Annotated in this window: 16 protein-coding genes; 9 read left to right on the top strand and 7 right to left on the bottom strand. The window is 69.8% G+C overall.

Annotated features, from left to right (window positions below):
- Positions 1 to 28: 28 nt before the first annotated feature.
- The 4 genes from ACFHNC_RS18720 to ACFHNC_RS18705 are packed head-to-tail and all read right to left on the bottom strand — an operon-like array spanning position 29 to position 3,581.
- Positions 29 to 859, bottom strand: coding sequence for a carbohydrate ABC transporter permease (locus tag ACFHNC_RS18720; RefSeq protein WP_437170759.1), 831 nt, complete (start codon positions 857 to 859; stop codon positions 29 to 31).
- Entirely contained in the window at positions 856 to 1,731 is an 876-nt protein-coding gene (locus tag ACFHNC_RS18715) for a carbohydrate ABC transporter permease (protein ID WP_437170758.1), read from the bottom strand. Before ACFHNC_RS18715 ends, ACFHNC_RS18720 begins: the two co-directional genes overlap by 4 nt.
- A complete protein-coding gene (locus tag ACFHNC_RS18710; RefSeq protein ID WP_437170757.1) occupies positions 1,728 to 2,894 on the bottom strand; it encodes an ABC transporter ATP-binding protein in 1,167 nt (388 codons plus the stop codon). Before ACFHNC_RS18710 ends, ACFHNC_RS18715 begins: the two co-directional genes overlap by 4 nt.
- A gap of 60 nt (positions 2,895 to 2,954) precedes the next feature.
- Entirely contained in the window at positions 2,955 to 3,581 is a 627-nt protein-coding gene (locus tag ACFHNC_RS18705) for a hypothetical protein (protein WP_437170756.1), read from the bottom strand.
- 47 nt (positions 3,582 to 3,628) lie between these two features.
- Between ACFHNC_RS18705 and ACFHNC_RS18700 the strand changes: the two genes are divergently transcribed.
- From ACFHNC_RS18700 to ACFHNC_RS18690, 3 genes are all read left to right on the top strand, one after another.
- Positions 3,629 to 4,408, top strand: a complete 780-nt coding sequence (locus ACFHNC_RS18700) for a DeoR/GlpR family DNA-binding transcription regulator (RefSeq protein WP_437170755.1) — start codon at positions 3,629 to 3,631, stop codon at positions 4,406 to 4,408.
- A gap of 236 nt (positions 4,409 to 4,644) precedes the next feature.
- Positions 4,645 to 6,156, top strand: a complete 1,512-nt coding sequence (locus tag ACFHNC_RS18695; RefSeq protein ID WP_437170754.1) for an ATPase domain-containing protein — start codon at positions 4,645 to 4,647, stop codon at positions 6,154 to 6,156.
- The gene (locus ACFHNC_RS18690; RefSeq protein WP_437170753.1) at positions 6,140 to 7,588 is read left to right on the top strand and encodes an HWE histidine kinase domain-containing protein; all 1,449 of its coding nucleotides are present in this window, start codon (positions 6,140 to 6,142) and stop codon (positions 7,586 to 7,588) included. The genes ACFHNC_RS18695 and ACFHNC_RS18690 overlap by 17 nt, the downstream gene beginning before the upstream one ends.
- Positions 7,589 to 7,604: 16 nt before the next feature.
- Here the strand turns inward: ACFHNC_RS18690 and ACFHNC_RS18685 are convergent, their stop codons facing one another.
- Both ACFHNC_RS18685 and ACFHNC_RS18680 read right to left on the bottom strand, forming a co-directional pair.
- Positions 7,605 to 8,921, bottom strand: a complete 1,317-nt coding sequence (locus tag ACFHNC_RS18685; RefSeq protein WP_437170752.1) for an NtaA/DmoA family FMN-dependent monooxygenase — start codon at positions 8,919 to 8,921, stop codon at positions 7,605 to 7,607.
- Between the two features lie 34 nt (positions 8,922 to 8,955).
- Positions 8,956 to 10,260: an LLM class flavin-dependent oxidoreductase gene (locus ACFHNC_RS18680; protein ID WP_437170751.1), complete on the bottom strand. Its 1,305-nt coding sequence runs from the start codon at positions 10,258 to 10,260 to the stop codon at positions 8,956 to 8,958.
- A gap of 201 nt (positions 10,261 to 10,461) precedes the next feature.
- On the opposite strand from ACFHNC_RS18680, the gene ACFHNC_RS18675 reads away from it, so the two are divergent.
- On the top strand, positions 10,462 to 11,718 hold the full coding sequence (locus ACFHNC_RS18675) for an NAD(P)/FAD-dependent oxidoreductase (RefSeq protein ID WP_437170750.1): 1,257 nt from the start codon (positions 10,462 to 10,464) through the stop codon (positions 11,716 to 11,718).
- Here the strand turns inward: ACFHNC_RS18675 and ACFHNC_RS18670 are convergent.
- Positions 11,706 to 12,461 carry an SDR family NAD(P)-dependent oxidoreductase gene (locus tag ACFHNC_RS18670; protein ID WP_437170749.1) on the bottom strand — a complete coding sequence of 252 codons (756 nt, stop codon included), beginning with the start codon at positions 12,459 to 12,461 and terminating at the stop codon, positions 11,706 to 11,708. The two genes, ACFHNC_RS18675 and ACFHNC_RS18670, sit on opposite strands and share 13 nt — an antisense overlap.
- 145 nt (positions 12,462 to 12,606) lie before the next feature.
- Between ACFHNC_RS18670 and ACFHNC_RS18665 the strand changes: the two genes are divergently transcribed.
- The 5 genes from ACFHNC_RS18665 to ACFHNC_RS18645 are packed head-to-tail and all read left to right on the top strand — an operon-like array spanning position 12,607 to position 18,532.
- Positions 12,607 to 13,806 (top strand): CaiB/BaiF CoA transferase family protein, encoded by a 1,200-nt coding sequence (locus ACFHNC_RS18665; protein ID WP_437170748.1) that lies wholly within the window; start codon positions 12,607 to 12,609, stop codon positions 13,804 to 13,806.
- 13 nt (positions 13,807 to 13,819) lie between these two features.
- On the top strand, positions 13,820 to 14,605 hold the full coding sequence (locus tag ACFHNC_RS18660; RefSeq protein WP_437170747.1) for an enoyl-CoA hydratase: 786 nt from the start codon (positions 13,820 to 13,822) through the stop codon (positions 14,603 to 14,605).
- The gene (locus ACFHNC_RS18655) at positions 14,605 to 15,468 is read left to right on the top strand and encodes an alpha/beta fold hydrolase (protein ID WP_437170746.1); all 864 of its coding nucleotides are present in this window, start codon (positions 14,605 to 14,607) and stop codon (positions 15,466 to 15,468) included. Before ACFHNC_RS18660 ends, ACFHNC_RS18655 begins: the two co-directional genes overlap by 1 nt.
- A 47-nt stretch (positions 15,469 to 15,515) precedes the next feature.
- The gene (locus tag ACFHNC_RS18650; protein ID WP_437170745.1) at positions 15,516 to 17,087 is read left to right on the top strand and encodes an ABC transporter substrate-binding protein; all 1,572 of its coding nucleotides are present in this window, start codon (positions 15,516 to 15,518) and stop codon (positions 17,085 to 17,087) included.
- Positions 17,084 to 18,532: an amidase gene (locus ACFHNC_RS18645; RefSeq protein ID WP_437170744.1), complete on the top strand. Its 1,449-nt coding sequence runs from the start codon at positions 17,084 to 17,086 to the stop codon at positions 18,530 to 18,532. The genes ACFHNC_RS18650 and ACFHNC_RS18645 overlap by 4 nt, the downstream gene beginning before the upstream one ends.
- Positions 18,533 to 18,675: the final 143 nt, after the last annotated feature.

Here is an 18,675-nt window from a genome sequence, read left to right as displayed (position 1 = left end):
TGTGTCCTCTCCGTGGTTGGGGGCCGCCTCAGCGCGGCCCGGTCATGGTGATGCCGCGCAGGAAGGCGCGGCGCGCGGCAAAGAAGCCGAGGATCAGCGGCGCGGTGGTGATGGCGGCCGCGGCCATCAGCGCGCCGTAGTTGCCGCCGGTCTCGCTATCCCGGAACGCCAGGATCGCGAGCGACGGCACGGACCGCTCCGCCGATGTCACGACGATGAGCGGCCAGTAGAGGTCGTTCCAATGCGCGACGACGGAGAAGATGGAGAAGGCGGCGATCGCCGGCAGCGCGGCCGGCGTGGCCAGCCGCCAGACGATCTCGAACTCGCCCATGCCATCGAGCCGCGCCGCGTCCAGCACCTCATCCGGATAGCCGCGGAAGAACTGGCGGAACAGGAACATGCCGAAGACGGTGAGGAAGAAGGGCGCCATCAGCGCGAAGAAGGTATCCAGCAACCCGGCCTGGGCGAGGCCGAGATACAGCGGCAGCGCCGGCACCTGGATCGGCACGCAGAGCCCGAACAGCACCAGCCCGAACAGCCATTCCCGCCCGCGGAATTTCAGCTTTGCCAATGCGTAGGCCGCGGGGATCGCGAACAGCAATTGCACCACCAGGATGCCGAGGCAGACGATGACGCCGTTCAGCAGGGCGCGCGGCAGGTTGCTCTCCGTCAGGGCCACCCGGTAATTCTCGTAGCCCGCGAAGCGCGTCGGGATGAGGTTGAAGACCGTGCCGAACACCTCCTCCGGCGGGCGGATGGAAGTGAGCAGCATCCACAGGAAGGGCGCCGCCATCAGCACCGCGCCGCCCAGCAGCACCGCGTGCGAGAGCAGCGCACCGAGAAACCCGCGCCGCCTCATGCGTAATGCACCTTTCGGTCGATCACGCGCGCCTGGATGATGGACAGGATGATGAGGAAGGCGAGCAGCACCACCGTCATCGCCGCCGCATAGCCGGTGCGGAAATACTGGAAGCCTTCGAGATACAGCACGTAGAGCAGTGTCTCGGTGGAGCCCAGCGGGCCGCCCTTGGTCAGCACCGCCACCGTGTCGAACACCTTGAAGGCGGCGATGGTGCTGGTGATGGTGACGAACATCGTCGTCGGCCCCAGCAGGGGCCAGGTGACGCGCAGGAAGCGGTCGATGCCGCCCCCCGCGCCATCCAGCGCCGCGGCCTCGTACAGGTCGCGCGGAATCGCGGAAAGCCCTGCCAGGAACAGCACCATGTTGAAGCCGATCTGCTGCCACAGCCCGATCATCGCCAGCGTGCCGAGTGCCAGCGACGGATCGTTCAGCAGATCCACCCCGGCCAGGCCAAGCGCTGCAAAGACGGCGCTGACCGGGCCGAGCGAGGGGTGCAGCATGAACTGCCAGACCGTCGCCATCGCCACCAGCGTCGAGGTGACGGGCAGGAAGTAGATTACCTCATAGAAGCTGCGCGTCCGCACCCTTGCATGCACCAGCAGCGCAATGCCGAGCCCGCCGAACACGGCGCCCGGCAGCACGAAGCCGACATAGAGGAAGGTGTTCCGCAAGGCGCGCTGGAATACCTCGTCGCTGAACAGGGCGGCGTAGTGGCCGAGGCCCACCAGGTTCACCGCCATGGCGCCGAGGCGGTAGTTCGTGACGGACAGTGCCAGCAGCACCAGCAGCGGCCCGATCAGCAGCGCCAGCATCAGCGCGAAGGCGGGGGCGGCGAAGGCGGCGCCGGCCAGGGCCTTGGCGCGGTTCATGCCGGCACCTGCATGCCGAGGCGCGCGGCGATGCGCTGGCCATCGGCGCCGAACAGGTGCAGCCGAGCCGGGTCGATCGCCAGGCTGAAGCGCTCCGGCACCGGCGCGGTGGCCGGCACGCGCGCCGTCAGCGCGGCACCGCCGGGGGTTTCGACATGCAGCAGCCATTCGGCGCCGAGATTCTCCGCGCGACGCAGCCGGACGGGCAGGGCGCCTGGCGCATCCGGTGGCGCCAGCGCCAGGCTCTCCGGCCGCAGGCCCACCGTCACCGGACCGGCTGGTACCGCGGCATTGACATGCAGGCGCAGGCCTTCCGCGAGGATGCTGCCATCGGCGCGGGCTTCGGCGCGGAGCAGGTTGATGGGCGGGCTGCCGATGAAGCGCGCCACGCCGATGCTGGCGGGCGTGTCGTACAGCGCGGCGGGCGTGCCGAGCTGCAGGATGCGCCCGGCCTCCATCAGCGCGACGCGGTCGGACATGGTCATCGCCTCGACCTGATCGTGCGTGACATAGACGAAGGTGGCGCCGAGCCGCTTGTGCAGCTCCGCCAGCTCCGTCCGCATCTGCACGCGCAGCCGCGCATCCAGGTTGGACAGCGGCTCATCCATCAGGAAGGCGGCCGGGTCGCGCACCATGGCGCGGCCGAGCGCCACGCGCTGCCGCTGGCCGCCCGAAAGCTGCGCCGGCTTGCGCGCCAGCAGCGGCAGGATATCCAACTGACGCGCCACCGCCTCGACCTCCGCCATGATCTCGCGTCGGATGCGCGGACGGCGGGGCGACAGCAGGCGCAGCAGGGGCAGTCGCTCGGCCAGCGACAGGCGCCGCATTTCCAGCGGCGTCGCGATGTTCCCGGCCACCGTCATGTGCGGGTACAGCGCGTAGGATTGGAACACCATGGCGACGTCGCGCTGCGCCGGCGGCAACGCATCCACCACGCGTTTGCCGATGCGGACCTGCCCTTCATCCTGTGGCTCGAACCCCGCGATGGTTCGCAGCAGCGTGGATTTCCCGCAGCCGGAGGGGCCGACCAGCGTCAGAAACTCGCCCGGCACGATGTCCAGGTCGATGCCGTCCAGCACGGTGGCCGCACCGTAGCGCTTGACGATGCCGCGCAGGGAGATGCCGGCAGGGGGGCGCCGGTCGGGTAGCGGGTCAATCGGCACGGGCGATCCTTTGCTGCGCCGCACTTACGAAATCTTCCATGAGGATGGCGAATGATCGTTTCATGACATGCCCAGCAGGTGCCGTGCGACGCGTTCCACCGCGGCCTCCGGACTGTCGCAGCGGATCACGCCCGGCACCTCCGGCGCCTGGCCCAAGGCCAGCACCAGGCGGTTGAACTGCATGCCGAGCGCCATTTCGGACAGCGTGCCATAGGCCCCGCCGACCGCGATCAGCGCCACCGCCGCGCGGGCCAGGATGGCGTTGCGGGCCGGGCCGATGCCGGTGGCGATCGGGATCGCCACATGGTCATTCGCGCCCTGCCATTCCTCATCCGGCAGCAGGCCGAGGGTCAGCCCGCCGCCGCGCCGGGCGCCGCGGCAGGCGGCTTCCATGGCGCCGCCCTTGCCGCCGCATAGCAGCACCAGCCCAGCCCGGCCCAGCCCCAGCCCCACCGCCTCCGCTGCCGCCAGTTCCGCCGCCGAGGCCTCGCGCGGGCCGATCACCGCCACCGGCACGCCACGCAGCAGCCGGGCGGCGGACAGCGCGGCCAGCGCCGCCAGCGGTGTCACGGCCTGCCCACCCGGACGCGGCGGGGCCGGCTGCCAGGCCAGTTGCCAGGGGTCGAAACCCGCATCCGCCCGGTGCAGACAGGGGCCATCCGGTCCTTCATGCAGTCGCAAATCCATCCCTGCCTCCTTGTCCCGGCGCAAGCGCCCAATGTAAGAAAGCTTCCATGGACACGCTGCCCGAGCAAGATGCCGCCCCCAATCCGCGCCAGCAGGCGATCCTGCGGCTGGTCGCCGAACAGGGCTTTGCGACCATCGAGGCCCTGGCGCGGCGCTTCGGCATTTCGGCACAGACGGCGCGGCGGGACATCATCCAGCTTTCCCAGGCCGGGCTGTTGCAGCGCTTCCATGGCGGCGCCGGGCCGGTCGGCGCGGTGCGGCTGGGCTATGCCGAGAAGCGGGAACGCCAACCGGCGGCGAAGTCCCGCATCGGCGCGGCGCTGGCGGCGCTGCTGCCGCCGCGGCAATCGCTGTTCCTTGATGTCGGCACCACGGTGGAGGCCGCGGCGATGGCGCTCGCCGGGCGCGGCGGCGACCGCATCTTCACCAACAGCATGGTGGCCGCACTCGCCTTTGCCCGCACGGAACACCCCGCCGTGCATGTGCTGCCCGGACGGCTGGGCGGTGGCGACGGATCCTTGGTGGGCGGGGAGACGGCGGCGGCCTTGGCCAACCTGGCGCTGGACGTCGCAGTGATTGCCTGTTCCGGCTTCGATGCCGCCGGTGCGCCGATGGATTTCGACCCCGAGAAGGTCGCGATCAAGCGCGCCGCCATGGCCGCCGCACGGATGACGGTGCTGCTGTGCCATGCCGAGAAATTTGGCCGTTCCGCGCTGGTCCGGGTGGCGCCGGCGCAGGCTTTCGCCACCCTGATATGTGACGCGCCGCCGCCGGAGAAACTGGGTCAGGCGTTCCAGGATGCCGGCGTGGTGCTGCGCCTGACTTGATGCCGGGCGGGGCGTTGACGATTCGCCTACAAATCATCCGACTGAACCAATCTTGTTCCCGGGCCCGCGCACAAAGTAGAAGGTCGCCGGGTAACCAATGCCGCCTGGGGCGTTAGGGACTTTATGACCGCTCGTGCTGCCCTTGACCCGGATCTCCGCGATCCGCCAGATCGGTATCCTCGCGCGCCCCTCCGGCCCGCTGCGGATGCCACTTTCCATCCCCGCGGCGGTGGCCGATGACGGCGTTGGCCGACGGGGCGGACATCCGTGTGCCCACCGGCGTGCAGGGCCTGGATGAGGTGCTGAGCGGTGGCCTGGCGCCGAACCGGCTGTATCTCATCGAAGGCGCGCCCGGCTCCGGCAAGACCACCCTCGCATTCAACTTTCTGCTTGCGGGCCGCGATCGCGGCGAGGCGGGCCTCTACATCACCCTCTCGGAGACGGCGGAGGAGTTGCAATCCGTCGCCAGATCGCATGGCTGGAGCCTGGACGGCATCGCCCTGTTCGAACTCGCCGGCGCCGAGGCGGCGCTGGGCGCGGAGCGTGACACGACCCTGCTGCATCCGTGGGAGATCGAGCTGGGCGAAACGGTCGGGCTGATCACGGCGGAAGTCGAGCGCACCGGCGCGACGCGCGTGGTCTTCGACAGCCTTTCCGAAATGCGGCTACTGGCGCAGGACGGTCTGCGCTTCCGCAGGCAGGTCCTGGCACTCAAGCAGTTCTTCGCCGAGCGCGGCGCCACCGTGCTGCTGGTGGATGACCTGGCCGGCACCAGTGGCGTGCCGGACCGGCAATTGCACAGCCTGTCGCATGGCGTGATTACGCTGGAACGCCGGACGTTGGATTTCGGCGGATCCCGCCGCCGGTTGGAAGTGGCGAAGATGCGCGGCGCGCAGTACCGCGAAGGCTGGCACGACTACGTCATCCGGCGCGGCGGCATCCAGGTGTTCCCGCGGCTGGTGGCGTCCGAGCACCATTCGGACTTCGTCGGCGAACCGGTGCCGAGCGGCGTCGCGGCGCTGGATGCGCTGATCGGCGGCGGGCCGTTGCGCGGCACCTGCATGCTGCTGAGCGGTCCGGCGGGCGCCGGAAAATCCACGCTTTCCATGCAATGGGTGCATGCCGCGGCGGAGCGCGGCGAGGCCTGCGCCATCTACCAGTTCGATGAACGCGCGGGCACGCTGCTGACGCGGCTGACCCGGCTCGGGCTGGAGCTGAGGCCGCATATCGCGGCTGGCCGCGTCACGCTTCGCCAGGTGGACCCGGCGGAAATTTCACCGGGCGAATTCGCCAGCATCCTGCGCGCGGATGTCGAAGAATCCGGCATCGGCATCGTGGTGATCGACAGCCTCAGCGGCTACCTCGCGGCGATGCCGCAGGAAAAGCAGCTTCTGCTGCAACTGCATGAGCTGCTGTCCTTCCTGAACCAGCGCGGCGTGCTGACGCTGCTGATCAACCCGCAGAACGGTCTGATGGGCAGCATGCGCAGCAACATCGATGTCAGCAACCTGTCGGATGCCATCCTGCTGCTGCGTTTCTTCGAGGCGGCTGGCAGCGTGCGCAAGGCAGTCTCCATCATCAAGAACCGCGGCGGGCTGCATGAGGAAACCATCCGCGAGCTGCGGATCGGCACGGATGGCGTGCAGGTGGGAGAGGTGCTGAAGGCCTTCCAGGGCGTGCTCACCGGCACCCCGACCTATCTGGGCAAGGAAGCGCCGCTGCTGCCAAACCATGATGCGGATGCCTAGCACCGCGATGGAGGATGTCGGCCCCCTGCTGATCCTGGCCCCTTCGGGCCGGGATGCGAAGACAGCGGCCGAACTGCTGGGCCGCCGCGACATCGACTGCCGCGTGATGGCGGATTTCGCGACCCTTCGCACGGCGGTCGATTCCGGCACCGGCGCGGTGCTGGTGGCGGCGGAGGCCCTGGCCCGGCCGGCCCTCGGGGCACTGGTGGAGGTGTTGTCCGCGCAACCGCCCTGGTCCGACCTTCCCTTCATCGTGCTGACCCGCGGCGGCATCGCCGGGCGGACCGCGGTGGCCGAACTGGGTCTGCCGCAGGTGCTGGGCAATGCGGTGTTCCTGGAACGTCCCTTGAATGCCCTGTCCCTGATCGGCGCCGTCCGCTCCGCCCTGCGGGCCCGGCTGCGCCAGCGCCAGCTTCGCGCGCATCTGCTGGGCCGCGAGGCGGATGCGATGGCCGCGCGTGCGAGTGAGGCGCATTGGCGCGGCCTTTTCGACCGGATGCATGAGGGCTTCGCGCTGTGCAAGGTGCTGCACGACGCCAAGGGTCGCGCGGTGGATTACTGCCTGGTCGAGATTAACCCCGCCTTCGAACGGCTGACCGGCGTCCCGCGCGCCGCGGCGGTCGGCCGCACGGCGCAGGAGGTGTGGCCCGGCATGGCGCCGCCCTGGCTCGATGTCTGCGCCGGCGTTGTCGAAAGCGGCCAGCCGGCGCGCCACCTCGACGGCACCGCACGCCCCGGGCACTGGTTCGAGCTGCATGTCTACCGCCCGGAGCCGGGCCACTTTGCCGTGCTGGTCCTGGACGTGACGGAGCGGCGGCAGACGGAGGAACGGCAGATCCTGCTGACGCAGGAGGTGGACCACCGGGCGAAGAACGTGCTGGCCGTGGTGCAGGCGGCGCTGCGGCTGACACCGAAGGATGACCCGGGCGCCTATGCGCAAGCCATCGAGGGCCGCGTCGCCGCGCTGGCCAGGGCGCATACGCTGCTTGCCGAGGAACACTGGACCGGTGCCGATCTACGGGCGCTGCTGCGGCACGAGCTTGCCGCCTTCATCAATGGAGCACCTGTCGGGCCGCACGTCGCGCTGGAGGGCCAGGACCTGATGCTGCCGCCGACCAAGGCCCAGCCACTGGCGATGGCGCTGCATGAGCTGACGACGAATGCCGCGAAATACGGCGCGCTCTCGCTGCCCGGAGGACAGCTCGTCGTCCATTGGCATCTGGAGGCAGGTCACCGGCTGCGGCTGCGCTGGGCGGAGTGTGGCGGGCCGCCGGTTGCCGGCCCGCCGCTGCGGAGCGGCTTCGGATCACGCGTGCTGGCCGGCACGGTGCGTGGCCAGTTGCGCGGGGACGTCGCGCTGGATTGGCAGCCCTCCGGCCTGGTCTGCGACATGGATGTGCCGCTGACCGGCCCGCTCGGCGCCGATTGCTGAGCGGCACCGCCCCGCGTCAGAACTCCCGCAGATTGTCCCGGAATTGGGCATGGGCATAGGCGCGTCGCGCCAGGCCGCGCGCCTGTAGCGCCGGAACCAGCCCATCGGCGATCTCGGCCACGCTGCGCCGGCTGACATCTCCGAGCGACAGCAGGAAGCCATCGCCACCGGCTTCCTGCATCGCCTCCGCCATCTGGGACGCGACGGCATCCGGCGTGCCGGTCAGCTCCACCGAACCAGGGTTGCCGCGATAGGCCAGCATCGCCTCCCGCAGGCTGCGCTTGCCGGCGACGCGCTTGAAATCATCCAGCGATTGCTGGTGGCCATTGGTGTGCAGGTCGAGCTGGTTCACCGGCGTGTCCAGGTCGTAACGGCCGAAATCGATGTTCGTGATCTTGCCGAAATGCGCGAGGAACTGCGGCACCTGCGCCTCTGCCCGCGCCAGCCGCTGGCGGCGGCGCAGCTCCGCTTCCTCCATGGTCTCGCCCAGCGTGGGCGCGACCAGGAACAGGATCTTCACATCATCCGGGTTGCGGCCCTGCGCCGTGGCATGGGCGCGTACATCGTCCCGATAGGCGCGCATCGCGGCGACGCCCTTCACGCTGGCCACCACCGTATCCGCATGCAGCGCCGCGAAGCGCTTGCCGCGGGCGCTGCCGCCAGCCTGGGCGATGACGGGGCGGCCCTGCACGCAGGGGCCGGAATTCAGCGGGCCGCGGGTGCTGAACCACTTGCCCTGGAAATCCGCCGCATGGACCTTGGTGTGGTCCACCAGCACGCCGCTGGCGGTATCGGCCAGCATCGCGCCGGGCTCCCAACTATCCCACAGCGCGTTGACGGCGCCCATGTATTCATCGGCCATGTCATAGCGCAGGTCGTGTTCCGGCATGCCCGGCAGGCCGTAGTTCATGGCGGCGTAATCGCTGCTGCCGGTCACCATGTTCCAGCCGATGCGGCCGGAGGAGACCTGGTCTAGCGTCGCCACCAGGCGGGCCAGCAGATAGGGCGGGTAGGCGAAGGTGGACAGCGTCGGCACGATGCCGATGCGCTGCGTCGCGGCGGCCATCAGCGTTGCGATCACACTCGGGTCCTGGCGCGGTACGGCGAGACCGTTGGCCAGATAGATCTCGCGTGATCCGCCGTAGCTTTCCCCGACATAGGAACTGTCCTCGATCAGCACATAGTCGAAGCAGGCGCGTTCCAGCGCGCGGGCGATGTCGCAGAACAGCTCCGGCACGCGCCAGTCGCGGCCGATCGCGCCGGTCCAGGGCTCGCCCCAGGCCTGCACGGAAGACCCCTGGAGGAACCAGCCGAGGTGGAACGGTCGCGTCATGGGCAGGGCCTTCTGGGTGGGGAGGAGGGAGGGGTCAGTCCGCGGCCAGATTCTCGCGCAGGGTGCGGCCGGCATAGGCGCGGCGGAACAGTCCGCGGCGCTGCAATTCCGGTACGACCAGTCGGCCGAAATCCTCGAACATGCGGGGGAAGACCGTGGGGAAGACGACGAAGCCATCGCAGGCGCCGGAGGTGAACCAATCCTCCATCTCATCGGCGATGCTCTGCGCCGTGCCGACCAGCAGGTTGCGCGGGCGGGCGGCGGCTTCGGCGAAGCTGATGTTTTCCTTTTTCATCAGTTGCAGAACGCGGTCCTGCGAACCGGTGATGCCCTGGTTGCCCTGCGCCGCCGCCACCGCCTCCGCCGTCTGGTGCCGCGACAGATCGGCGCCGAGCAGGGCGGAGTGCAGCATGGTCTGCGCCTCCGGCTCGATCAGCGATTGCAGGTAGGCGGCCTTTTCGCGCGCGATGGAGGGCGTCTCGCCGAGCACGACGGCGCAGCCGGGCAGCACCCGGCAGGCATCGGGCGGGCGGTCATGCGCCTGCATGCGGGCGTGAATGTCGCTGCGAAAGGCGATGGCGTCCGCCTTGCTGTGCGGCGTGCAGAACACGGCCTCCGCCCAGCGCGCCGCGAAATCCCGCCCGCGGTCGGAGGCGCCGGCTTGCAGGAACACCGGCCGGCCCTGCGGCGTGCGCGGAATGCTGAGCGGGCCGCGCGTGCGGACCGTGCGGCCCTCGTAGTTCGCGTAGCGCACCTTGGACGGGTCGATGAAGATGCCGGCCGCCTGGTCCATGACGAAGGCATCCGGATCCCAGCACCCCCACAGCGCGGTGCAGGCTTCCAGCACCTCATCCGCGCGGTCGTAGCGATCCTCCTTCGCCGGAATGCCGTCCATGCCAAGGTTGCGGGCTTCGAGATCGGTGGCGGAGGTGACGATGTTCCACGCCGCGCGCCCACCGGTCAGCATGTCCAGCGAGGCCAGGCTGCGCGCCAGGTGGTAGGGGTGCAGGAAGGTGGTGGACAGCGTGGCGCCGAGGCCGAGATGCCGCGTGACACGCCCCATCACCGGCAACACCGTCATCGGGTCGAGGTAGCTGATCTGCCCGCCCTTGCGGAGATAGGCGTCGAAATTCCCGCCATGGATGTCCGGCAGGCCGAGCAGGTCGGCGAAGAAGCAGGCGTCGAAACAGGCTTCCTCCAGCACGCGGGCGATGTGCTCGTAGCGCTCGGGCGTGAAGATGTCGTGCAGCGCCGCCTCGGGGTGGCGCCAGCCGCCGGGGTGATTCGCGGTCGGGCCCGTCTTGAGATAGGCGACCAGATGCATGCGACGCTCGGTCACGGTGCGAAGCAATCCTCGGCGAAGGCGCGGCGGGCGGCGGAACGGAGCATGCAACCTCCACAAGCGGCGGGCGGTCGGCCGTTGGTTTGTTCTGGCGCTTGGGCCAGCATGGCGGCGCTTCCGATACGGCGCAAGGCGGGGCTACCGGATCGCATCGTTTCAAAGCAGTCTGGTGGCGTGACGTTTCGTGGATGGGGTCGGATGGCGGGATCGGTGCTGGTGCTGGGGGCTGGCATGGTGGGCGTCTCGGTCGCGCTGCACCTGCAACGGCGCGGGCGTGACGTGGTGCTGGTGGATCGCCAGGAGCCAGGCGAGGGCGCCAGCTTTGGCAATGGCGGGCTGATTCAGCGGGAGGCGGTGTTCCCGCATCCCTTCCCGCGCAAGCTGTCCGAGATTTTGCGGATTGCGCGCAACCGGTCCGTGGATGCGGTGTACCACCCGGCGGCGCTGCCGGGCCTGGCCGCGCCGCTGCTGCGCTACTGGTGGAACTCGGCGCCGGATCGCTACGCGCAGGCCGCCGCAGCTCATGCGGCGCTGATCGCCACCTGCCTCGATGAGCATCTGGCGCTGGCGCGCGACACGGCGGCGATGGCGCTGCTGCGGCCGATCGGCTGGATGCGCCTTTACGCCACGCCCGAGAGCATGGCGGCGGCGCTGGCGGAGGCGGATCGGGCGCGGCGCGACTACGGCGTGAACTTCGCCACCTTGGACAGCGCGGCGCTGGCGGCGGCGGAGCCGCATCTGCTGGCGGCGCGCGAGGGCGCGATCCACTGGACGGACCCGCTTTCGGTCAGCGACCCGCAGGCGCTGACACTGGCCTATGCGGGGCTGTTCACCGCGGCCGGCGGCACCTTCGCGCGCGGCGATGCGGCCACACTGGAGCGCCACGGCGCCGGCTGGCGCGTCGCCACGCCGCAGGGGCCGGTGGAGGCGGCGGAGGTGGTGATCGCGCTCGGCGCCGGGGCTGGGGCGCTGACGCAGCGCTTCGGCTACACGCCGCCGCTGTTTGGCAAGCGCGGCTACCACATGCACTACAGGCTGCGCGGCAATGCGGTGCTGAACCGGCCCGTCCTCGATACGCAGAGCGGCTTCCTGCTGGCGCCGATGCGCGCCGGCGTGCGGCTGACCACCGGCGCCGAATTCGCCAAGGCCGATGCGCCGGAAACGCCGGTGCAATTGGCGCGGGCGGAACCGCTGGCGCAGGGCCTTTTGCCGCTGGGCGAACGAGTCGACGACAAGCCCTGGATGGGCGTGCGACCCTGCACGCCGGACATGCTGCCGGTGATAGGCCCACTGCCCGGCCAGCCCGGCGCCTGGTGCGCCTTTGGCCACGCACATCAGGGGCTGACGCTGGGGCCGACCACCGGGCGGCTGCTGGCGGAGATGATGACCGGCGAGGCGCCCTTCCTGCCGCCCGAGCCGTATCGGCCGGAGCGGTTCCACCATCAAGGCAGGTAGGCGCCGCCGCTGATGTGCAGGGATTGGCCGGTGATGAAGCGGCTGGCCGGCAGGCACAGATGCAGGATCATCGCCGCCACCTCCTCCACCTGCCCCTCGCCACCGGTCAGCACCCGCGCGCCGCCGGCGGGCGAGGGGGCTTCGCCCGCCGTCGCGCTGCGCGGGCCGCCGATCTTGCCCGGGACCACGCAGTTCACGGTGATGCCCTGCGCGCCGAATTCCACCGCCAGCGCCTTGGTCAGCCCGACCAGCCCGGCCTTGGCGGTGCTGACATGCGCGCGCTGATACGCGCCGATATGGCCGGTGACGCCGCCCATATTGATGATCCGCCCAGCGCCTGCCGCGATCATGTGCGGCAGCGCGGCGCGGGCGCAGAGGAAGGCGCCATCGAGGATGATGGAAACCACGCGCCGCCACTCCGCCAGCTCCATCTCCTGGAACGGGGCGAGGGCGCGGTCGGCGGCGTTGTTCACCAGAATGTCGAGACGGCCGAATTCGGCAACCGCGGCGGCCACCATCGCCGCGACCTCGGCCTCCGCCGTCACATCCGCCTGCACGGCCAGGGCGCGGCCGCCGCGGGCGCGGATTTCGGCTGCCACCGCCTCGACCTCCGCCATGTTGGTGCGGGTGTTGACCACCACGGCGGCCCCGGCGCCGGCGAGCGCCAGCGCCGTGGCGCGCCCGTTGCGCCGCGCCGCGCCGGTCACCAGCGCGACTTTGCCGGCCAGCATTCCCTCATGCATCGCCATCGCTCCCAGGCTCACATCGCGCCGACGCAGCGCGGTGGCAGCTTAACGGTTGTTCCCTGCGGCCAAATCGGCTGGGATGCACATTGGATGGCAAAACCCGGCCCTGCCGGCAAGCCAAGCCCCGCCGCTGGAGTTCCATATGCCCGAACCGCGCCTGCCACTGTCCCGTTTCCGGGTGCTCGATCTCACCGCGCATCGCGCCGGCCCGACCTGCGCCCGCCAGCTTGCCGACTGGGGCGCCGACGTCATCAAGATCGAGCCGCCGGCGGCGCTGGATGACGAACCGGGGGGCGGGCTGATCGGCAAGCGGCATGGCTCGGACTTCCAGAACCTGCACCGCAACAAGCGCAGCCTGACGCTCAACCTGAAGCAGGCCGAAGGCAAGGCGATTTTCTTCAAGCTGGTCGAGACCGCCGATGTGGTGCTGGAGAATTACCGGTCTGACGTGAAGACCCGGCTCGGCGTGGATTACGAGGCCTGCCGCAAGGTCAATCCGCGCATCGTCTATGGCTCGATCGCAGGCTTCGGACAGGATGGTCCATATGCGACGCGGCCGGGTGTGGACCAGATCGCGCAGGGGATGGGCGGGCTGATGTCCATCACCGGGCTGCCGGGGCAGGGGCCGGTGCGCGTCGGCATTCCGATCGCGGACCTCACCTCCGGCCATTTCCTGGCGCAGGGCGTGCTGATGGCGCTGCTGGACCGCGAGCATACCGGCGTCGGGCAGTGGGTGCATACCTCGCTGCTGGAAGCGCAGATCGCGATGCTGGATTTCCAGGGCAGCCGCTGGCTGATGGACAAGGAAGTGCCCGCCCAGGCCGGCAACGACCACCCGACCAGCACACCCACCGGCGTCTTCCCCACCACCGATGGCACGGTGAACATCGCCGCCGCCGGGGACCGCCTGTACCGCCGGCTATGCGAGGCGCTGGGTCGGCCGGACCTGATCACGCACGCGGATTTCAGCGATACGGGCAAGCGCCGCAAGAACCGCGTGGCGCTGAACCAGGCCATCGCGGAGATCACCGCGAAGATGTCGAGTGCGGAGCTTGTCGCGCTGCTCACCAAGGCGGGCGTGCCGAGCGGGCCGATCTACAGCATCGACCAGACTTTCGGCGATCCGCAGGTCCAGCACCTCGGCATCGCCAAGCAGGTGGAACATGCGAGCCTCGGCACGCTGGGTGTGGTGGGGCAGCCGATCAACCTCTCCGCCGCGCCGCAGCCGGCGACGCTGCGGATGCCGACGCCGGAACTCGGCGAGCACAGTGACGCGCTTCTGGCGGAGCTGGGTTACGACGCCGCGGCCATTGCCGCGCTGCGCACGCAGAACGTGATCTGAGGGAGCGCGGGACATGACGGGACGCATGCTGTCGGAGAAGACCGGCGGAATCGGCTGGATGACTTTCAGCAACCCCACCAAGCGCAATGCCATGTCGCTGGAGATGTGGAGCGCATTGGCGGAAATTCTCGCCGACTTCCAGGCGGACCCCGCGATCCGCGTGGTGGTGATGCAGGGTGATGGCGACAAGGCCTTCGTCTCCGGCGCCGATATCTCCCAGTTCGAGAAGAACCGCAGCGATGCGGAAGCCGCGGCGGCCTATTCCGCGGTCTCGGATGGCGCCCGCGCGGCGTTGAACGCGCTCGACAAGCCACTGCTCGCGCTAATCCGCGGCTTCTGCATGGGCGGCGGGCTGGGCATCGCCATGGCGGCGGATGTTCGCTTCGCAGCCTCGGATTCGAAGTTCGGCATCCCTGCCGCCAATCTCGGCATCGCCTATGCACATGACAGCCTGCGGAGGCTGGTCGGGCTGGTGGGGCCGGCGGCGGCGAAGGACATATTGTTCTCCGCTCGCCGGCTGGAGGCGGAGGAGGCGCTGCGCCTCGGCCTGATCAACCGCATCTGCGCGCCGGATGCGCTGGAGGCGGAGGTGCGCGCCTATGCCGAGGCGGTGGCGCAGAAGGCGCCGCTGTCGGTACGCGCCTCCAAGGCCATCGTGAACGAGCTGATGAAGCCGGAAAGCGCGCAGGATGCGGCGATGATGCGCGGCCATGTCGAGACCTGCTTCAACAGCGCCGACTATACCGAGGGCCGCCGCGCCTTCATGGAAAAGCGCACCCCCGTGTTCCAGGGACGCTGATGCCGATCCCGCCGGACATGGCCGCACTCGGCGCGACACCCGCGGCGATCGAGGCACATGTCGCTGGCCTGGCGCGGCGCGTGGAGACGCCCTGCGGGGATGGCAGCCTGGTCTGGCGCATCTGGGGCGAAGGTCCGCCCCTCGTGCTGCTGCATGGCGGCTATGGCGGCTGGAGCCACTGGATCCGCAACGTGCTGCCGCTGTCGCGCAACCGTCAGGTGCTGGCGGTGGATCTGCCGGGCCTCGGTGAATCGGCCATGCCGCCGGCGCCGGAGGATCCGCAGGCGATGGCCGCCATCGTGGTGGACGGGCTGCACCGCCTGTTGCCGGGGGACGGGACGCTGGACCTGGTGGGTTTCTCCTTCGGCGGCGTGCTCGGCGGGCCGGTGGCGGTGCAGTTGGGCGACCGGCTGCGGCGCTTCGTCATCGTCGGCTCCAACGGCCTTGGCCTGCCGCGCGCGCCGATGGCGCCCATGGGGTCCTGGCGCCGCCAGCCGGACCGCGCCGCGCGGCTCGCCGTGCACCAGCAGACGCTGGAGGTGCTGATGTTCGCCGATGCCGCGCGCATCGACCCGCTGGCGCTGCATCTGCAGGAAGGCAATGCGGAGTCAGGCCGCGTCCGCAGCCCGGAGATCAGCCGCACGGACATCTTGGCCCGCAGCCTGCCGCCCCTGCGCGGCCGGCTCGCCGCGATCTGGGGCGAACAGGACAATATCGGTCGCGGCGCCATCGCGGCGCGGCGCGACGTGCTGCGCGCGGCGGACCCGCACATCCCCTTTCACACGATTCCCGGCGCCGGGCATTGGGTGAGCTACGAGGCGGCGGAGGCCTTCAACACCACCCTCTTCGGCCTGCTCGACTGAACCACCAACGGCCAGCCCGGCTGGCGCAACGTAAAGGAGAGATTGCGATGGCCATCCCCACCCGCCTTGCAGCCTGCGGCCTTGCGGTGCTGCTGGCCGCCACGCCGCTGCACGCTGCCGAACTCCGCATCGGCCTGGCCGCGCCGCCCACCTCGCTCGATCCGCATTTCCACAACAACGGCGTCAACAACTCCCAGGCCCGCCACGTCTTCGATGCGCTGACGCATCAGGACGCCAACCAGCAGATCACGCCCGGACTCGCCGAGAGCTGGCGGCTGGTCGATGACACGACCTGGGAGTTCAAGCTGCGGCGCGGCGTCACCTTCCATGATGGCTCGCCCTTCACCGCCGATGATGTCGCCTTCTCCCTGGAACGTGCGCCGCGTGTGCCGGGCAGCCCGAGTTCCTTCGGCACCTTCACCAAGCAGATCAAGAGCTGGACCATCGTCGATCCGCACACCATCCGCCTGCACACGGATGGACCTTCGCCGCTGCTGGCGATCGATCTCAGCTCCGTCGCCATCATCTCCCGCAAGCATGGTGAGACGGCGACCACGGCGGATTACCAGGCGGTGCGCGCTGCAATCGGCACCGGCCCCTACCGTCTTGTGGAACACCGCCCGAGCGACCGCATGATCTATGAGCGCAACCCGAATTACTGGGGCGGCGCGGAGCCGTGGGACCGCGTCACCTTCCGCATCATCACGCTCGGCCCGGCCCGCGTCGCCGCCATGCTGGCCGGCGATGTCGACATGATCAACGAAGTGCCGAGCACCGACATGGAAAGGCTGCGGCGGCAATCCAACATCCGGCTGTGGTCGGGTGCCACCAACCGCATGACCTTCCTGTCCGTTGATGTGCACAACGCCGTGCCGATCCCCGGCAATGCCAGCGACAATGCCGGCAACCCGCTGCCGCGCAACCCGATGCAGGATCTGCGCGTGCGCCAGGCGCTGTCGCTCGCCATCGATCGCGACATCATCGTGGACCGGGTGAATGAGGGGGAGGCGGTGCGCGCCAACCAGCTCGTGCCCGAAGGCTTCTTCGGCTTCAACCCGGCCATCCAGCCGGAGACACCGGACCCCGCCCGCGCCCGCCGCCTTCTGGCGGAAGCCGGCTATCCGGAGGGCTTCCGCATCGTCCTGCACACCAGCAACGACCGCATCGTGAATGCCACCCGCACCGTGCAGGCGGTGGCGCAGATGTGGGGCCGCATCGGCATCCGTGTGGCGGTGGAGGCGATGCCGCATACCGTCTATTCCGGCCGCACCGCGCGCAACGAGCTGTCGCACATGCTGCATAGCTGGGGCGCCGGCACCGGGGAGGCGGCGGGCACCTTCGTAGGCATCGTGCATACCCGTGGCGGTGCCTATGGCGGATCGAACCGCGGCCGCTATTCGGACCCGCAGGTGGATGCGGCGATCCGCCAGGCGCTGGTGACGGTGGATGAGGACCGCCGCCGCGCCATCCTGCAGGAGACGATGGTGAAGGTGATGGACAGCCGCGCGATCCTGCCGTTGGTCTTCTGGGTCTCCACCTGGGCGACGACGCCCGATCTCGTCTACACGCCGCAGGCCAACCAGAGCACGCTGGCCACGGCGACGCGGCGCGCACCATGAGCGCCTCGCTCTGCGACCTGCCGGCGGTGGAGCTCCGCCGGCTGATCGGCACGCGCCGCATCTCCCCGGTGGAGTTGCTGCAGGATTGCCTGCGCCGGATCGAGGCGGTGAACCCGGCGGTGAATGCCGTCGTCGCGCTGGATATCGAAGGCGGGATGCGCGCGGCGCGGGAGGCGGAGGCGCAGGTGATGCGCGGCGACAAGCTCGGCGCGCTGCACGGGCTGCCGATCGGCATCAAGGACCTGAACGACACGGCGGGCCTTCGCACCACCTATGGATCGCCGATGTTCCGCGACCATGTGCCGGACCGCGACGAACGCATGGTGGCGGCGCTGCGCCAGGCTGGCGGCATCATCCTGGCCAAGACCAACACGCCGGAATTCGGCACCGGCGGCACGACCATCAACGATGTGTACGGTGCCACCGGCAATGCCTTCGACCCGGCACTATCCTGCGCCGGGTCCTCCGGCGGGTCCGGCGTGGCGTTGGCGACCTCGATGCTGCCGCTCTGCACCGGCTCCGACACCGGCGGGTCGCTTCGGAAGCCGGCGGCGTGGTCCGGCGTGGTGGGGTTCCGGCCGACGCCGGGGCTGGTCGCTTCCGAACGCCGGCGGCAGGGCTGGTCCGTGCTGTCCGTGCAGGGGCCGATGGGGCGCAACGTGGCGGATACGGCGCTGCTGCTCGGCGCCATGGTCAGCAATGACAGCCGCGACCCAATGGCCAATCCGCAGCCCGAGGCGCTGGCGGGGCTGACGCTGCGGCGGCCGCTGGATCTGTCGTCCCTGCGGGTGGCGATCTCCGTCGATCTCGGTTTCGCCCCGATCGCGCCCAGCATTCGCCGGGTGTTCCAGGCCCGCATGGCGGCAGTTGCGGGCGCCTTCGGCGCCTGCGAGGCGGAGAACCCGGACATGGCAGGGCTGGACCGTGCCTATCGCGTCATCCGCTGCACCAACTTCCTCGCCGGCTTCCGCAAATACTATGAGCGCGACCCGAAGCTCCTGGGCGGCAATACGCGCAGCAATTACGAGGAAGGGCTGCGCTACAGCCTGTCCGACCTGGCGGATGCACACACCGAACAGACCCGCATCTACCGTGCCTTCCAGGACTTCTTCACCCGCCACGACCTGCTGCTGCTGCCCTGCCAGGCGCTGACGCCTTTCCCCAAGCAGCTCCCCTACCCAACGGAAATGGAGGGCATGCCGCTGGAGGGCTACTTCGCCACCTCCGGCATCACCTACGGCATCTCCATGACCGGCCACCCCGCCATCTGCATCCCCTGCGGCCGGGATGAATACGGTATGCCCTTCGGCCTGCAGGTGGTCGGCCCGCGCGGGGCGGACGGCTTCACCCTGGATGCGGCGCAGGCGCTGGAGGCGCATTTCGCCGAGCTGCCAGACCTCGCCCGGCCGATTCCGGACCTGGCGCGGCTGGCCGGCGGAGGGTGAGGGCGCGGCGCCCCTTCGCCTGCGGGTAGACCCCTGGGCCGAGGATCGGGCGCCCCGACCTTGCGGTCGCGGAGGCTTGCGCGACGTGGCGGCTTGCGCGACCGGTGCCGGGTGCGGCATGGCAAGGCGGCGATGGCGCAGGA

Source organism: Falsiroseomonas sp. E2-1-a4, from assembly GCF_051433165.1.
In the GTDB taxonomy this organism is placed as follows: domain Bacteria; phylum Pseudomonadota; class Alphaproteobacteria; order Acetobacterales; family Acetobacteraceae; genus Falsiroseomonas.
Note: the sequence above shows the minus strand (reverse complement) of the source record. Positions and strands in the feature narration are given on the sequence as shown.

What these genes read in the sequence shown, in the direction of transcription:
- ACFHNC_RS18660 (WP_437170747.1), top strand. Translation starts at nt 13,820, where the DNA reads ATGACGGGACGCATGCTGTCGGAGAAGACCGGCGGAATCGGCTGGATG.
- ACFHNC_RS18670 (WP_437170749.1), bottom strand. Translation starts at nt 12,461, where the DNA reads ATGCATGAGGGAATGCTGGCCGGCAAAGTCGCGCTGGTGACCGGCGCG.
- ACFHNC_RS18650 (WP_437170745.1), top strand. Translation starts at nt 15,516, where the DNA reads ATGGCCATCCCCACCCGCCTTGCAGCCTGCGGCCTTGCGGTGCTGCTG.
- ACFHNC_RS18720 (WP_437170759.1), bottom strand. Translation starts at nt 859, where the DNA reads ATGAGGCGGCGCGGGTTTCTCGGTGCGCTGCTCTCGCACGCGGTGCTG.
- ACFHNC_RS18685 (WP_437170752.1), bottom strand. Translation starts at nt 8,921, where the DNA reads ATGACGCGACCGTTCCACCTCGGCTGGTTCCTCCAGGGGTCTTCCGTG.
- ACFHNC_RS18675 (WP_437170750.1), top strand. Translation starts at nt 10,462, where the DNA reads ATGGCGGGATCGGTGCTGGTGCTGGGGGCTGGCATGGTGGGCGTCTCG.
- ACFHNC_RS18655 (WP_437170746.1), top strand. Translation starts at nt 14,605, where the DNA reads ATGCCGATCCCGCCGGACATGGCCGCACTCGGCGCGACACCCGCGGCG.
- ACFHNC_RS18645 (WP_437170744.1), top strand. Translation starts at nt 17,084, where the DNA reads ATGAGCGCCTCGCTCTGCGACCTGCCGGCGGTGGAGCTCCGCCGGCTG.
- ACFHNC_RS18705 (WP_437170756.1), bottom strand. Translation starts at nt 3,581, where the DNA reads ATGGATTTGCGACTGCATGAAGGACCGGATGGCCCCTGTCTGCACCGG.
- ACFHNC_RS18700 (WP_437170755.1), top strand. Translation starts at nt 3,629, where the DNA reads ATGGACACGCTGCCCGAGCAAGATGCCGCCCCCAATCCGCGCCAGCAG.
- ACFHNC_RS18665 (WP_437170748.1), top strand. Translation starts at nt 12,607, where the DNA reads ATGCCCGAACCGCGCCTGCCACTGTCCCGTTTCCGGGTGCTCGATCTC.
- ACFHNC_RS18715 (WP_437170758.1), bottom strand. Translation starts at nt 1,731, where the DNA reads ATGAACCGCGCCAAGGCCCTGGCCGGCGCCGCCTTCGCCGCCCCCGCC.
- ACFHNC_RS18690 (WP_437170753.1), top strand. Translation starts at nt 6,140, where the DNA reads ATGATGCGGATGCCTAGCACCGCGATGGAGGATGTCGGCCCCCTGCTG.
- ACFHNC_RS18695 (WP_437170754.1), top strand. Translation starts at nt 4,645, where the DNA reads ATGACGGCGTTGGCCGACGGGGCGGACATCCGTGTGCCCACCGGCGTG.